The organism is Ideonella sp. (assembly GCF_044358605.1).
Classification (GTDB): domain Bacteria; phylum Pseudomonadota; class Gammaproteobacteria; order Burkholderiales; family Burkholderiaceae_C; genus Ideonella.
Genome location: NZ_JBIKNQ010000089.1, coordinates 1 through 13,386 on the forward strand (window position 1 = coordinate 1; position 13,386 = coordinate 13,386).

Annotated in this window: 12 protein-coding genes; 4 read left to right on the forward strand and 8 right to left on the reverse strand. The window is 63.3% G+C overall.

The window, feature by feature from the left end:
• Positions 1-186 precede the first annotated feature (186 nt).
• From ACIQ3Q_RS21210 to ACIQ3Q_RS21225, 4 genes are read right to left on the reverse strand one after another with little or no spacing between them, the layout of a single operon-like run.
• Positions 187-981: an alpha/beta fold hydrolase gene (locus tag ACIQ3Q_RS21210; protein WP_396271225.1), complete on the reverse strand. Its 795-nt coding sequence runs from the start codon at positions 979-981 to the stop codon at positions 187-189.
• A 10-nt stretch (positions 982-991) separates the two neighbouring features.
• Positions 992-1,816, reverse strand: a complete 825-nt coding sequence (locus ACIQ3Q_RS21215) for a peptidase (protein WP_396271226.1) — start codon at positions 1,814-1,816, stop codon at positions 992-994.
• 14 nt (positions 1,817-1,830) lie between these two features.
• The gene (gene mutS, locus ACIQ3Q_RS21220) at positions 1,831-4,428 is read right to left on the reverse strand and encodes a DNA mismatch repair protein MutS (protein WP_396271227.1); all 2,598 of its coding nucleotides are present in this window, start codon (positions 4,426-4,428) and stop codon (positions 1,831-1,833) included.
• A gap of 14 nt (positions 4,429-4,442) precedes the next feature.
• Complete coding sequence (locus ACIQ3Q_RS21225; protein ID WP_396271228.1) at positions 4,443-5,387, reverse strand: inositol monophosphatase family protein; 945 nt, start codon at positions 5,385-5,387, stop codon at positions 4,443-4,445.
• Positions 5,388-5,598: 211 nt separating this feature from the next.
• On the opposite strand from ACIQ3Q_RS21225, the gene ACIQ3Q_RS21230 reads away from it, so the two are divergent.
• Positions 5,599-6,336: an RNA methyltransferase gene (locus ACIQ3Q_RS21230; protein WP_396271229.1), complete on the forward strand. Its 738-nt coding sequence runs from the start codon at positions 5,599-5,601 to the stop codon at positions 6,334-6,336.
• A gap of 156 nt (positions 6,337-6,492) precedes the next feature.
• Positions 6,493-7,272: a serine O-acetyltransferase gene (gene cysE / locus ACIQ3Q_RS21235; RefSeq protein ID WP_396271230.1), complete on the forward strand. Its 780-nt coding sequence runs from the start codon at positions 6,493-6,495 to the stop codon at positions 7,270-7,272.
• 83 nt (positions 7,273-7,355) lie between these two features.
• Here cysE and ACIQ3Q_RS21240 read toward each other — a convergent pair whose 3' ends face one another.
• From ACIQ3Q_RS21240 to yjgA, 3 genes are read right to left on the reverse strand one after another with little or no spacing between them, the layout of a single operon-like run.
• Entirely contained in the window at positions 7,356-9,020 is a 1,665-nt protein-coding gene (locus ACIQ3Q_RS21240; RefSeq protein WP_396271231.1) for a FecR domain-containing protein, read from the reverse strand.
• A gap of 5 nt (positions 9,021-9,025) precedes the next feature.
• The gene (mog, locus tag ACIQ3Q_RS21245; protein WP_396271232.1) at positions 9,026-9,628 is read right to left on the reverse strand and encodes a molybdopterin adenylyltransferase; all 603 of its coding nucleotides are present in this window, start codon (positions 9,626-9,628) and stop codon (positions 9,026-9,028) included.
• Positions 9,615-10,196 (reverse strand): ribosome biogenesis factor YjgA, encoded by a 582-nt coding sequence (yjgA, locus tag ACIQ3Q_RS21250; RefSeq protein WP_396271233.1) that lies wholly within the window; start codon positions 10,194-10,196, stop codon positions 9,615-9,617. The genes mog and yjgA overlap by 14 nt, the downstream gene beginning before the upstream one ends.
• A gap of 121 nt (positions 10,197-10,317) precedes the next feature.
• Here yjgA and pmbA point away from each other — a divergent pair, with 121 nt between their 5' ends.
• Positions 10,318-11,691, forward strand: a complete 1,374-nt coding sequence (gene pmbA / locus ACIQ3Q_RS21255; RefSeq protein ID WP_396271234.1) for a metalloprotease PmbA — start codon at positions 10,318-10,320, stop codon at positions 11,689-11,691.
• A 212-nt stretch (positions 11,692-11,903) separates the two neighbouring features.
• On the forward strand, positions 11,904-12,986 hold the full coding sequence (locus tag ACIQ3Q_RS21260) for a TRAP transporter substrate-binding protein (RefSeq protein ID WP_396271235.1): 1,083 nt from the start codon (positions 11,904-11,906) through the stop codon (positions 12,984-12,986).
• Between the two features lie 215 nt (positions 12,987-13,201).
• Here the strand turns inward: ACIQ3Q_RS21260 and ACIQ3Q_RS21265 are convergent.
• On the reverse strand, positions 13,202-13,386 hold a 185-nt coding region (locus ACIQ3Q_RS21265), incomplete at its 5' end, for a hypothetical protein (protein ID WP_396271236.1).

Below are 13,386 nucleotides of genomic sequence, written 5' to 3' on the forward strand. Positions count from 1 at the left end.
TGATGAACTCTCTGGGATCGAAGCCAGCAACTCGCTCAGGACAGCTCTGGCCTGAAGTAGCGGCCAGCTTCGAATCGGCCAATGATCACATGAGACGTGACATCTAACAAACGTCGATTCTGCACTGACCCTGCGGTGACTGCTGCTTCAGCATGAATCCGGCGAACCCGCAGGCAACTGCGACCCTCAGCCCATACTCCCCAGCAACTTCAACACCTCCGCCGCAGTCGCTTCCGGTTGCTCCATGGGGTAGAGGTGCCCGCCTTCAAAGTGCACAAAGCGGTCTTTAGCCATGGCTTTGGCGGTGGCCACGCCGCCTTGGCGCATTTCTAGGCTTTGCGTGCCCGCGATGAAGCCCACCGGGCAATGCGGGGGGTGTTTGGCCAGCAGGGTGCCGAGGTGGTGGGGCAGGGTGTTATAGATCGAGGTTTCGACGTCGCGGCGAAAGCCGAGTTCGATCTGGCCGCCGACTTCGTCAAAGCCGGTGTTGACGTAGTCGCGCAGCACGCGGTCGTCCCAGCGGGCAAAGGCGGGTTTGCTTTTGAAATGCTCGTACACCGCTTCGCGGTTGGGCCACTGGTAACGGCGTTTCTGTGAGACTTTGCCGGGTGAGACTTTGCCGATCAAGCGGCTGTGCTTGAGCATTTGCAGGCTGTGGGCCCGCCAGCCGGTGATGACGGGGGAGTCCAGCATCACCAAGCCCTCAGCGATCTGGGGCTTGCGGCAAGCTGCCAACAGGCTGAGCAGGCCGCCCAGAGAATGGCCCACCAAGTAGACCTTGCCTGGTGCGTGCTCGCCGATGTAGTCCAGCAATTGCTCGCGCAGGGCGCGCCAGTTGCTGGCCACGGGGTAGCGGGCATCATGACCAAAGCGGTCCACGGCCAGCACTTGCCACCCTGCCGCACGCCACTGCTCGAACATGACGCGATAGGTTCCGGCGCCGAAGCCATTGGCGTGGGAGAAGACGATGGTGTGGGTCATGGGGGCGAAATCAGACGATGCGCTCGTCAGGCGTGGTGATCTTGCGCATGGGCTCGAAGCGGGCGCTCTCTACCAGCAAAGGATGGGCCGCATCGCCGCCGTCCCAATGCGGGTCGTCGATGGCTTCAAACACCTCGCGCAGGCGCTCGCCCCAGGTGGTGCGGATCATCTTGAAGTACGGGTTGTGCTCGTCGATGACGGCAATGCGCTCACTCTTCAGCGCGCCTTCTTCATAGACCAGCAAATCCAGCGGCAGGCCCACCGACAGGTTGGACTTAAGCGTGGAGTCCATAGACACCAGCGCACATTTGGCGGCCTCGTCCAGCGGGGTGGTGGGGGTCAGCACGCGGTCCAGAATGGGCTTGCCGTACTTGCTTTCGCCCACCTGGAAGAAGCAGGTCTCGCGGGTGGCCTCAATGAAGTTGCCAGCCGAGTAGACCAAGAACAAACGCATGGCTTCGCCGGCGATCTGGCCGCCGAAGATCATGCTGCAGTTGAAGTCTATGCCTGCGGCGCGCAGCGCGGGGCCGTCTTGCTCATGTACGCGGCGCACGGCGGACCCCAGCACGCGCACCGCTTCAAACATGCTTTTGGCGTTCCAAATGGTTATGGGCTCATCATCGCCGTTAGGAATTTTCTCAACCTGCAAAATCTCTCGCACTGATTGCGAGATGCTCAGGTTGCCCGCAGAAAGCAGCACCATGAAGCGGTCGCCCGGCTTTTCATAGACCATCATCTTGCGGAAGGTGCTGATGGCATCCAAGCCCGCATTGGTGCGCGAGTCAGAGAGAAAAACGAGACCGGCATTCAGGCGTACGCCCACACAGTAAGTCATGAGGTGTGCTCTTGCTAAGAGGTTTGCAGTTTTTTGAGTCGGTACAGCGCGTCCAGCGCTTCACGGGGGGTCAGGGCATCGGGGTCGATGTGGGCCAGGGCTTCGTCGACCTCGGAGCGAGCCGCTGCCACTGGGGCAGGCGGCGGGGCAAACAAATCGACCTGCGTGTCGCCGGCGCGCGAGTGCGTTTCCAGGGCTTGCAGCGTGGCCCGAGCCTGGCGCACCAAGCCGGGCGGCATGCCCGCGAGGCGTGCCACCTGCACGCCATAGCTGCGGCTGGCCGGCCCCGGCTCAATGGCGTGCATGAAGACAATGTCCTCGCCACTTTCCACCGCACCCACGTGCACATTCAAAGCCCGATCGTGCTGGCGTGGGAACTCGGTCAGCTCGAAATAATGGGTCGCAAACAGGGTGAAGGCCTTGTTGCGGTCATGCAGGTGCGTGGCGATGGCCGAGGCCAAGGCCAGGCCGTCAAACGTGGAGGTGCCGCGGCCGATCTCGTCCATCAGCACCAGCGAGTGTTCGGTGGCGCTGTGGATGATTTGCGCGGCCTCCGTCATCTCCAGCATGAAGGTCGACTGCGCATTGGCCAGGTCGTCGGCCGCGCCAATGCGGGTGTGGATGGCGTCCATCGGCCCCAGGCGGCAGCGTTTGGCCGGCACAAAGGAGCCTACGGCCGCCAGCAGCGCGATCAGCGCCACTTGGCGCATGAAGGTGCTCTTGCCGCCCATGTTGGGCCCGGTGATCACCAGCAGCTTGGTGCGGGCGTCCAAGCGGCAATCATTGGCGATGAAGTCGCCCGCACCGGTCTCAGCCAAGCGGGCCTGCACCACCGGGTGGCGACCGGCTTCGATCTCAATGCAGGGGTGGTTCACAAACTCCGGGCGGCACCAGTCCAAGGTGGTGGCACGCTCGGCCAAGGCGGCCAGTGCATCCAGGGTGGCCAGGGCGCGGGCCAGTGCGGCCAGAGGCTGCAGAAAGCCTTGCAGGCTGTCCAGCAATTGCTCGTACAACCACTTTTCACGCGCCAGGGCGCGGTCTTGCGCAGAGAGCGCCTTGTCCTCAAAGGTCTTGAGCTCCGGCGTGATGAAGCGCTCGGCGTTCTTCAGGGTTTGGCGGCGCTGGTAGTCGCTAGGGATGCGGTCCAGCCCGCTGCTGGTGACTTCAATGTAGAAGCCATGCACCTTGTTGAACTGCACACGCAAATTGCCAATGCCGGTGCGGGCGCGCTCGCGGGCTTCGAGGTCGATCAGAAACGCATCGCAGTTTTGGCCGATGGCGCGCAGCTCGTCCAGGTCCGCATCCAGCCCCGTGGCAATCACGCCGCCGTCGCGCACTTGCACGCCGGGCTCCTCGGCCAAGGTACGGTGGAGCAGGGCTTCGATAGCTGGGTCTGGGCTCAGGTCAGCGCGCACGGCATCGAGCAATTCGACGCCTGGTGGAATCAGGCGCAGCAACACAGGCAAGGCTTGCAGCGTATGGCGCAGCCCAGCCAGCTCGCGCGGGCGCACTTGGCGCAAAGCAATGCGTGAGGTGGTGCGCTCGACGTCGCTGATGTGCTTGAGCGTGTCGCGCAGGGTGCCAAAGCCTTGGGCCATCAGCTCGGTGATGGCGGCGTGGCGCTGGGCGGCCAGCGTGCGCTCACGCAGCGGGTGGGTCAGCCAGTGGCGCAGGGCGCGGCTGCCCATGCCGCTGGCGCAGGTGTCCAGCAGCGAGAGCAGCGTGGGAGAGCGCTCGCCGCGCAGGGTCTCGGTCAGCTCTAGATTGCGGTGCGTGGCCGGCGGCAGCTCCAGCAGGTCCGTGGCGCGCTCCACCGTCAAGGTGTGCACATGGGCCAGTGCGCGGCCTTGGGTGTGCTCGGCGAACGAGAGCAAGGCAGCAGCGGCGGCATGGGCTGTGCTCAGCTCTTGGGCATTGAAGCCCACCAGCGAGGCCACGCCCAGTTGATCGCACAGCTTGCGCAGGCCCAGGCCCGCATCAAACTGCCAGGCCGGGCGCTGGGTGCGCGCGGCTTTGAGCTGGCGCAGCGCGGCGGGTTGCTCCTCGCGGTCGATCAGCACTTCGGCGGGGGCCAAGCGGGCCAGCCAGGAGCCCAACTCGCGCTCGCCGCATTCGGCCAAGCCCAACTGGCCACTGGCTAAACCCAGCCAGGCCAGGCCATAAGTGTTGCGGTGACGCGAGAGGGCCAACAGCAGCGTGTCGCTGCGTTCGTCCAACAACTCGGTGTCGGTGATGGTGCCGGGGGTGACCACCCGCACCACTTTGCGCTCGACCGGGCCTTTGGCCGTGGCCACATCGCCCACCTGCTCGGCAATGGCCACCGCCTCGCCCATCTTGATGAGCCGGGCCAAATAGCCTTCGACCGAATGCACGGGCACACCGGCCATCACCACCGGCTCGCCACCGCTGGCGCCGCGCGTGGTCAGGGTGATGTCGAGCAGGCGGTGCGCTTTGCGGGCGTCGTCAAAAAACAGCTCGTAGAAATCGCCCATCCGGTAGAAGAGCAGGGTCTCAGGGAACCCTTCCTTCAGCCGGAAGTACTGGGCCATCATCGGCGTGTGGCCCGCGTAGTCTTCTGGCCCCGCCGCCGAGGCCTGAGGTTTGCTCGCCATGCTTGCCGCAGCGCTTAGAAGGGCGCGTCGTCGCCTTCGGGGGCTGCGGGCTCGGCGGCTTTGCGCAGGCGAATAGGTTTGCGCGTCAAGGCCGCTTCAGGGGTCAACTCTGGGGTCTCGGGGGCAGCAGGGGCGGCCGCTGGCTCATCCGAGATGATGCGGGTGTAAGGCGACAGCAGCTTGACCAATTGACCGTAGATCTTGGGGTTGCCTGCCACCACTTCACGCTGATGCAAGAAGTCGGATTCGCCGGTGAAGTTGCCGATCAAACCGCCCGCTTCGGTGATGATCAAGGAGCCTGCGGCGATGTCCCAGGGCGAGAGGCCGGTTTCAAAGAAACCGTCGTAGTTGCCGGCGGCCACATAGCAGAGGTCCAGCGCGGCGGAGCCCGGGCGGCGCAGGCCGGCGCAATGGGGCATCACGGCTTCGAACATCTTCAGATAGCGCTGGAAGTTGTCGCCCTTGCGGAAGGGGAAGCCCGTGCCGATGAGCGAGTCGGACAAGCGGGTGCGCTTGGAGACGCGCAGGCGCTTGTCGTTCAGGTAGGCACCGCGCCCCTTGGAGGCCATGAACAGGTCATTGCGGGTCGGGTCATAGACGACCGCTTGCTCGATCTTGCCGCGGAAGCTCAGGGCGATGGAGACGCAATAGACCGGGAAGCCGTGGATGAAGTTGGTGGTGCCATCCAGGGGGTCGATGATCCAGACGAAATCGCTGTGTCGCGAGCCGTGTTCGCGCCCCGATTCTTCTGCCAAGATGCCGTGGCCTGGGTAGGCGGTCAGCAGGGTTTCAATGATCGCGGCCTCGGCGGCTTGGTCGACTTCGGTCACAAAGTCATTGGGCGCCTTGGTGTTGATCTTGAGCAGGTCTAAGTCCATCGAGGCCCGGTTGATGATCCCCCCGGCTGTGCGAGCCGCCTTGATGGCGATGTTGAGCATGGGGTGAAGGGCTTGGGACATGGTGTGACCTGGACAGCAATTGCTGCAAACACATGCACACCGCTTGTGGGGCGTGGGCGCGCTGCAGACGTTCAAGAAAGGGGCTAGCGGGGACCAAAGAGCGAGCGTACTGGCTTGCAAGCCCTGGGGCTTGTGTGGCTTGAGCCGACAATAGGCGCCTGCTCAGTTCAGTACTAACCCGCCATTTTAGCCGCCCCAAGGCTTTTTTGCCATGCCCGATGCTTCAAACAATTTGGCGCCGCCCGCCACCCGCTTTGTGTTGGTGGGCACCAGCCACCCTGGCAACGTGGGCGCTGCGGCCCGGGCCATGAAGGTCATGGGCTTTTCCGACCTCGTGCTGGTGCAGCCTCGCTTTGCCAACGTGCTCTCGATGGAAGAAACGGTGGCCATGGCCAGCGGTGCCGCCGATGTGCTGACCCGCGCCCGCATCGTAGAGACCTTGCCCGAGGCGCTCGACGGCATCAGCCATGTGTGTGCCACCGCGATGACGCCGCGCGACTTTGGGCCACCTACCCGTGCGCCGCGAGAGCACTTTCCAGAGGTGCTGGCCGCCGGCCACAGTGTGGCCTTTGTGTTTGGCAGTGAGCGCTACGGCATGTCTAATGAAGACGTTTACCGCTGCCACACCTGTCTCAGCATCCCCACTGCGCCGGGTTACGGCTCGTTGAACCTCGCTCAAGCCGTGCAAGTGCTGGCCTATGAATGGCGCCAAGCCTTGGGCAGCTTTGCGGTGGAAGCACGCACTAAAGCGCCGGACTGGGCTGACGCCGTGGCGATACAGGGCGCGCTGAACCATTGGCAAGAGGTCTTGGTGGAGATTGGCTTTTTGGACCCGCAGGCGCCTAAGAAGCTGATGCCGCGTCTGCAGCAGATGCTGAACCGCCAGGCCCTGACGACCGAGGAGATTCACATCTTGAGGGGTATCGCACGGGCCGTGCAGCGGCGCTGACGGGGCCAAGCATGGCACCTTAACGTACACGGGCCGCCGCGAAGCCGGCAGCACTCTTGAGTACTCGCCTGCGCACTTTCGGCCCCCCGGCTACACTCACCGCCCGGTCTCCCTTTAGCGGCCGGGCTGTTGTTCAACTCCCATCGGATTTTTCTCATGTTCTCTCGCCTGCGCGAAGACATTGCCTGCATTCTTGAGCGTGACCCCGCAGCTCGCTCGACCTGGGAGGTTTTGACCTGTTACCCGGGCCTGCATGCACTCGTCATTCATCGCTGGGCCAACCGGTTTTGGTGCGCGGGCTTCAAGTGGGCAGGGCGATTCACGTCCAACATGGGTCGCTGGCTGACCGGCATTGAGATCCACCCGGGGGCGACCATTGGCCACCGCGTCTTTATCGATCACGGTATGGGCGTGGTGATCGGTGAGATGGCCGAGATCGGCGATGGCTGCACCATCTACCAGGGCGTCACCCTCGGTGGGACTTCGCTGGTCAAAGGGGCCAAGCGCCACCCGACGTTGGAAGCCGGGGTGATCGTCGGCGCCAATGCTGCCGTTTTGGGCGGTTTCACCGTGGGGGCAGGTGCCCGCGTGGGTTCAGGCGCGGTGGTGACCAAGCCGGTGCCTGCGGGTGCCACGGCCGTGGGCAACCCGGCGCGCATCATCCAGGCGCAGGCCGACGCCGCACGGGAAGAGGCCGCCGCGCGCATGGGCTTCTCGGCCTATGGCGTCACGGTGGGTGATGACCCGGTGGCGCAGGCCATGAAGGGCTTGATTGACAACGCATCAACCCACGAGCACCAGATCACCTTGCTGTGGCAAGCGATTGAGAAGCTCTCCGGCACGGCGCGCGAGTTGCCCAGCGGGGATTGCGTGCCGCAGGACGCGCGCACCACCGAGCAGTTTGATGCCGAAGGGCTCAATCGCTTGGTGAAGTGAGGCCTGGTTCACAAGCCATACAGCAGAGTTCTAAACGAAAGAGGCCCTTGCGAGGGCCTCTTTTTGCTTTGCGGGCTTGATGATCACAGCGCCAACACAAAGGGCACAAAGTACCAGAGGAAGCTCCAATCCCGGGGGATTTCGATCTTCAGCGTGCTGCTCCATGGCGTGATGTAGCCGTCGGGCTCCACTGAGCGATAGCGGAAGTAATAGGCGCCGGGCAGGCCTGGGCTGTCGATGGCCCATTCAGACTGGGCCAACTCAGCCCGCGCGATCACGTCGGTGAAATCGGCGTTGCGAGACAACTCCACCTGCTGCTTATCTTCCGCGCGTGCGCTCCAACTCAACTTCATTTGTTTGCCGTCACCGCTCAGGCCACCTTCTGGGCTGGCAGGCATGGGCTTGACTTCAAACTGCCTCGCGTCACCCCAAGGGCCGCGGTCACCATTGGGCCGCACGCTGGCCATGCGCCAGTGGTAAGTGCCTGTTTCCTCAAACCTGACCTTGGTCTGTGCGCCCACGATGGCGTCAGCTTCTTTGACCAGCTTTTGGAAATCGGCGTCCTTGGCCACTTGCAAGCGGTAAGAGCCGGCCTCGGTGTTTTCAGCCCAGGCCATTTGAACCTCGCCCACGGGCACTTTGGCACGTTGAGCCGGGGCCATGGCTGCAGGCGGTTCGGGGCGTGCATGCAGCACGAAGCTGCCTTTGGCGTCGCGGCCTTCTAGGCCATTGGCGTCGACGCGCCGTGCGCGAACGTGCCAAGTGCCGTCCGGTAAACCTGCGATCCGGACATCACCACCCTGGGCGATGCGGAGGTCCTTGACGATGCGTTCAAACTGCGGATCTTCAGCCACTTGCAAACGCAGGGGCATGGTTTCGCCCTGAATGGTGAAGCGCACCATGGGCCGCTCAAAGCGGCTGCTGAATGCAGGCAGCTTGGGTGCGTCGGCCAACGCGGCTACGGCCGGTTCTTTGGCGCCTGTGGGCATCACCGCGCCAAAGCCTTCGTTCAGGGCTGCGCCGGGCTTGCCTGTGGCGGTAATGTCGGCCTGGACCTTGCCTTCCAGCACCTCAGTGCGGGAGGTGCCTACGCCTTCGCTGTCGTGGTGCACCCGGTACTCAGTGCCACGCACGCCGATCACGGCGGTGGGGGTGGTCACTTCCAAAGGCTTGGCGCGCGGCACTTTGGACGCCGCCATGTCGACCGAGCCGCGCACCAAGCGCATGGTGCTGGCGAACAAGCCGTCGCTCTCTCCGGCAGGCGCGGCGCTGCGGTTGGCCTTGAGCTGGTAGCGGCGGTTCTGGCCCAACTGCGTTTCGGTACCGGGCATCACCTTGACGCGAGAGCCGTCTCCCAATTGCAGGATGGCGGAACTGGCGTCTGCCGTGGTGATGGTCTGGCCGGGGTTCACGGCTGCGCCGGACTGTGCGGGCTTGCCATCGACCTTCACGTCGCCAGATGCTGCGACCAAGGTGGCCGGCACGTCAACTGAACGGAGTAGGCGTGCCGGGATGCGAAGCTTTTGGCCCGGGACGATGTGGTTGGGGTTGGGCAGGCGGTTGGTCCGGGCCACCTCAGGCCATGCGGCTGGATCGACCAACAAATTCTTGCCCAGCCAAATCAAGGTGTCGCGCTGCTCCACGGTGTATTCCAGCGTGGCATCGGCTGCCGCCGCTGGCGCCTGAGCCAGGGTGGCAGACGCCGCTGCCAAGAGCAGGCCAGCACAAGGGATGAGCGAAAAACGCATGCGAATCAACTCCGGGCAGGGCGCTGGGCAGATTTGGGACGGAAGGCCGTGCAGACGGCTGAGTCCGTTTCCAGATAGGGGCCGCCCAATAAATCGAGGCAATAAGGCACCGCCGCAAAAATGCCGGGAGCCGGGGGGCTGGCTTGCGGCAGGCCCTCCAGCGTTTCAGCAATCGACTTCGGTTGCCCTGGAAGGTTAATGATTAAGGCCTTGCCTCGGATGACAGCCACCTGCCTAGAAAGAATGGCCGTCGGCACGAATCTCAGGCTGATTGCGCGCATTTGTTCACCAAAACCCGGCATTTCCTTGTCTGCAACGGCCAGGGTGGCTTCGGGTGTAACGTCCCTGGGGGCGGGCCCTGTGCCGCCGGTTGTCAGCACCAAATCGCAGTGTTCAACGTCGACCAGTTCGCACAGCGCCGCGCTGATGCCTTCTTGCTCATCGGGAATGAGGCGGGTCACCCACGTGATGGGATTCAGCAGTGCCCGGCCCAGCCAGGCTTGTAGTGCGGGAATACCCTTGTCCTCATAGACGCCGCCAGAGGCCCGGTCGCTGACGGACACCAGGCCAATGCGCACCGGCTCAATAGGAAGGTTAGAGGTGCTCATCTTCGTCTGTGTCAGTGTCAGTCTCGGTATTGGCGGCTTTGGCACTGTTGAGGGCAGCTTTAACCCACTGGAACAGTTCTCGATAGGCCTTGCCATGCCGGGGCATGCCGGCTTCGGTCAGTTGCAGGGCGTCTTTGCGGGCGGCGCGCAGCAGGCTGCGCAGATGCTGCACGTCGGTACTGGGGTGTGCCTGCAACCAGACCGTTAGCGCATTGTCGTCGCTCATCAGGCGGTCGCGCCAGTGCTCGGCCTCGTGCAGGGCCAAGGTCTCTTTGGCGCTGCCCAGCTTGTAGGCCGCCACGGCCTCGCGCAGAGGGGCTGGGTCGGTATAGCGCATCAGCTTGCCGATGAGCTGCAAGTGGCGGCGGCGGCCCTCATGCGAGCGCGTGCGCTCGTACTCATTGAGGGCGTCGCGCAGGCTCTCGGGGATGTCCAAGCCCTTGATCCGGCTGGCGGGCAGCTCGGTCAGCTCTTTGCCCAACACCTGCAAGGCCTGCATCTGGCGCTTGAGTTCAGACTTGCTCGGCGGCTCGTCAAAGGGTTCGAAATCGTCTGGCTCTTGGCGCATGAAGGGTGTCTGTGGCGTAGGGATGTCGTCGGCTCGCTATGATTGTCCCGCAAATGCTGGGCCGCGCTGTTGCGCGGACACCCGATTTCCCTAGTTCAGCTTCCTCTCTCAAGAGCAATCGATGACCACGTCTTCCGCCCACGGCTTCTCCCACACCTCCGAGCAGTTTCAACAGATCGTCGACGACGTGCTCGCCATGGCGCGCGCCGTGGGGGCCAGCGATGCGGGAGCCGAGGTCTCTGAGGGGTGTGGCCTGAGTGTGTCAGTGCGCAAGGGCGAGCTGGAGAATGTAGAGCGCAACCGAGACAAGTCGGTAGGGGTGTCGGTCTATTTGGGCCAGCGGCGTGGCAATGCGAGTACGTCGGACTTTTCGCAAGCGGCGCTCAAGCAGACGGTGCAGGCCGCTTACGACATTGCCCGCTTCACCGCGGAAGACCCAGCGGCCGGCCTGCCCGACGCAGAGGAGTTGGCCACACCTGAGCAGGTCAAACGCGACCTAGACTTGTTTTTCCCCTGGGACGTGGATGCCCAGACCGCCGCACAGCTGGCCCGCCGGGCGGAAGACGCCGCCCTGAGCCTGGACAAAAAGCGCATCACCAACTCTGAAGGCGCGTCGGTCTCGGCCCAACAGTCGCACTTTTGGTCGGGCAACAGCCGGGGCTTCCGGGGCGGCTATGCCAGCTCACGGCATTCGCTGTCGGTGTCGCCTATTGCGGGCAAGGGCCGGGACATGCAGCGGGACTATTGGTACACCTCTGAGCGCTGCGCCTTGGACATGGCCGCCCCAGAGATCGTGGGCCGCTATGCCGCCGAGCGCGCGATGGCGCGGCTTAAGTCGCGCAAGATCGACACCTGCGAAGTGCCAGTTTTGTTTGAATCCACCGTGGCGGCAGGCCTGCTGGGGGCGTATGTGCAGGCTACCAGCGGTGGGGCTCTGTATCGCAAGGCTACCTTTTTGCATGACTGCTTGGGCAAGCAAGTGTTGGCCGAGCATCTGGATATCGACGAGAACCCACACATTGCGCGGGCCAAAGGCAGCGCACCGTTTGACGACGAAGGCGTCCCCACACGCGCGCGTCGTGTGGTCGACGCAGGGGTGACGCAGGGGTATTTCTTGTCTTGCTACTCCGCCCGCAAGCTGGGGATGAAAACCACTGGGCATGCCGGGGGCTCACAAAACCTGCGCCTCACCAGCCGCTTGACTCAACCCGGGGACCACCTGGAAGAAATGCTGCGCAAGCTGCACCGTGGCCTGTTTGTGACCGAACTCATGGGGCAGGGCGTCAACTACGTGACGGGCGACTACTCGCGTGGTGCGGCCGGCTTTTGGGTCGAGAACGGCCAAATTGCGTTTCCAGTGCACGAGATCACCATCGCCTCGCAGTTGGATCAAATGTTCAAACAAGTCGTGGCGGTGGGCGCAGATGCCTATGCGTTTGGCGCCAAGACCGTGGGCTCGGTGCTGATTGAGCGCATGAAGGTGGCCGGGAGCTGAGCGCGTGCTGCGTAGCCACCGGGTTGACCCCATTAGGATGAACCCGAATTTCAGGGGAATGCAAGCTGGCCGAAGGCATGCTGTCCACCGGCCCGAAAGCTGGGCCGTTGCACAGGTGCGCACGGGTAAGCCCGAGGCGCTGGAGGGCAGCGGCTCCCTAGAATATTTCGGGTGTCAGTTGTTCATTGATCCTCTTTGACAGGAGACTCTTGATGGAACGTCGTTCCTTTGTTCGTAGTGCCGGTATTGCCGGTGTGTTGGCTGCAGGTACTGCACCTGCCATCGTGCATGCGCAAGCCAACATCCGTTGGCGTTTGGCTTCCAGCTTCCCCAAGGCGCTGGACACCATTTACGGCGCGGCTGACGTGTTCTCCAAGCAGGTTGCCGCCATGACCGGTGGCAAGTTCCAGATCTCGGTGCATGCCGGTGGTGAGCTGATGCCTCCGTTTGGCGTGGTCGATGGCGTTCAAAACGGTACGGTCGAAATGGCCCACACCGCGCCTTACTACTTCTTTGGCAAGGACGAAACCTTTGCCTTGGGTTGCGCCATTCCCTTCGGCCTCAACAGCCGCCAGATGACCGCTTGGTACTACGAAGGCAACGGCGAAAAGCTGATGCGCGAGTTCTACGCCAAGTACAACATCGTCAACTTCCCAGGCGGCAATACGGGCGCTCAGATGGGCGGCTGGTACCGCAAGCCCGTCACCTCCATGGCCGACATGAAGGGCCTGAAGATGCGCATCGGCGGCTTCGCCGGCAAGGTGCTGGAGCGCCTGGGTGGCGTGCCCCAGAACATCCCTGGCGGTGAAATCTACCAAGCGCTGGAGAAGGGCACCATTGACGCCGCTGAGTGGGTCGGTCCTTACGACGATCAGAAGCTGGGCTTCAACAAGGTTGCGCCTCACTATGCCTACCCAGGCTGGTGGGAAGGTGGCCCTCAGCTGGACTTCTTCATCAACCAGAAAGCCTACGACGGCCTCAGCGCTGAGTACAAAGCTATCGTGACCGCTGCGGCCGCTTATGCCCACGTGGACATGCAAGCCAAGTACGACGGTCGCAACCCGGCGGCACTGCGCTCTTTGGTGTCTGGTGGTACCAAGCTGTTCCGCTTCCCCAAGGACGTGATGGAAGCCGCGTTCAAGGAGTCGATGGCGCTCTACAGCGAAATCTCCGCCAAGAACCCGAACTGGAAGAAGGTCTACGACGACTACTCCAAGTTCCGTTCCGAGCAGAACCTGTGGTTCCGCTTCGCAGAAGCTGGCTTCGACGACTTCATGCAGCAGCAAAAGCTGTGATGCTGCAATGAGCCTGTGAAGGCTCCTGCTGCCCCCAAAAACCCCGCTCCGGCGGGGTTTTTTGTGCCCTGAAAGCCTTAGGCTTCTCTGGTTGGGCAGGCTTGCAGCCAGTGCCGCAGAGGCCCAAAGAAAAAGCGCCCCGAGTGGGGCGCTTGGTTTGCGCAGAGCCTGTGCATGTGTGGCGGCTCAGGTGCGCCACAGCGCACCTGGTGGCCTCACTTCTTGGCAGCGTCTTGCTTGATGGCTTCCATCATCGCCTTGACGTCGTCGTTGACGGGGGCGCTGGCCCCACCGTCAGAGGGCGTTGCCTCGGGGAAGGCAGGCGGTGCTGAAGGCTCACTACTCCCGGGTTGGTTGAGCTGCTCAAAGGCCGCATCGGCGTCGACCTTCACGCCCTCGA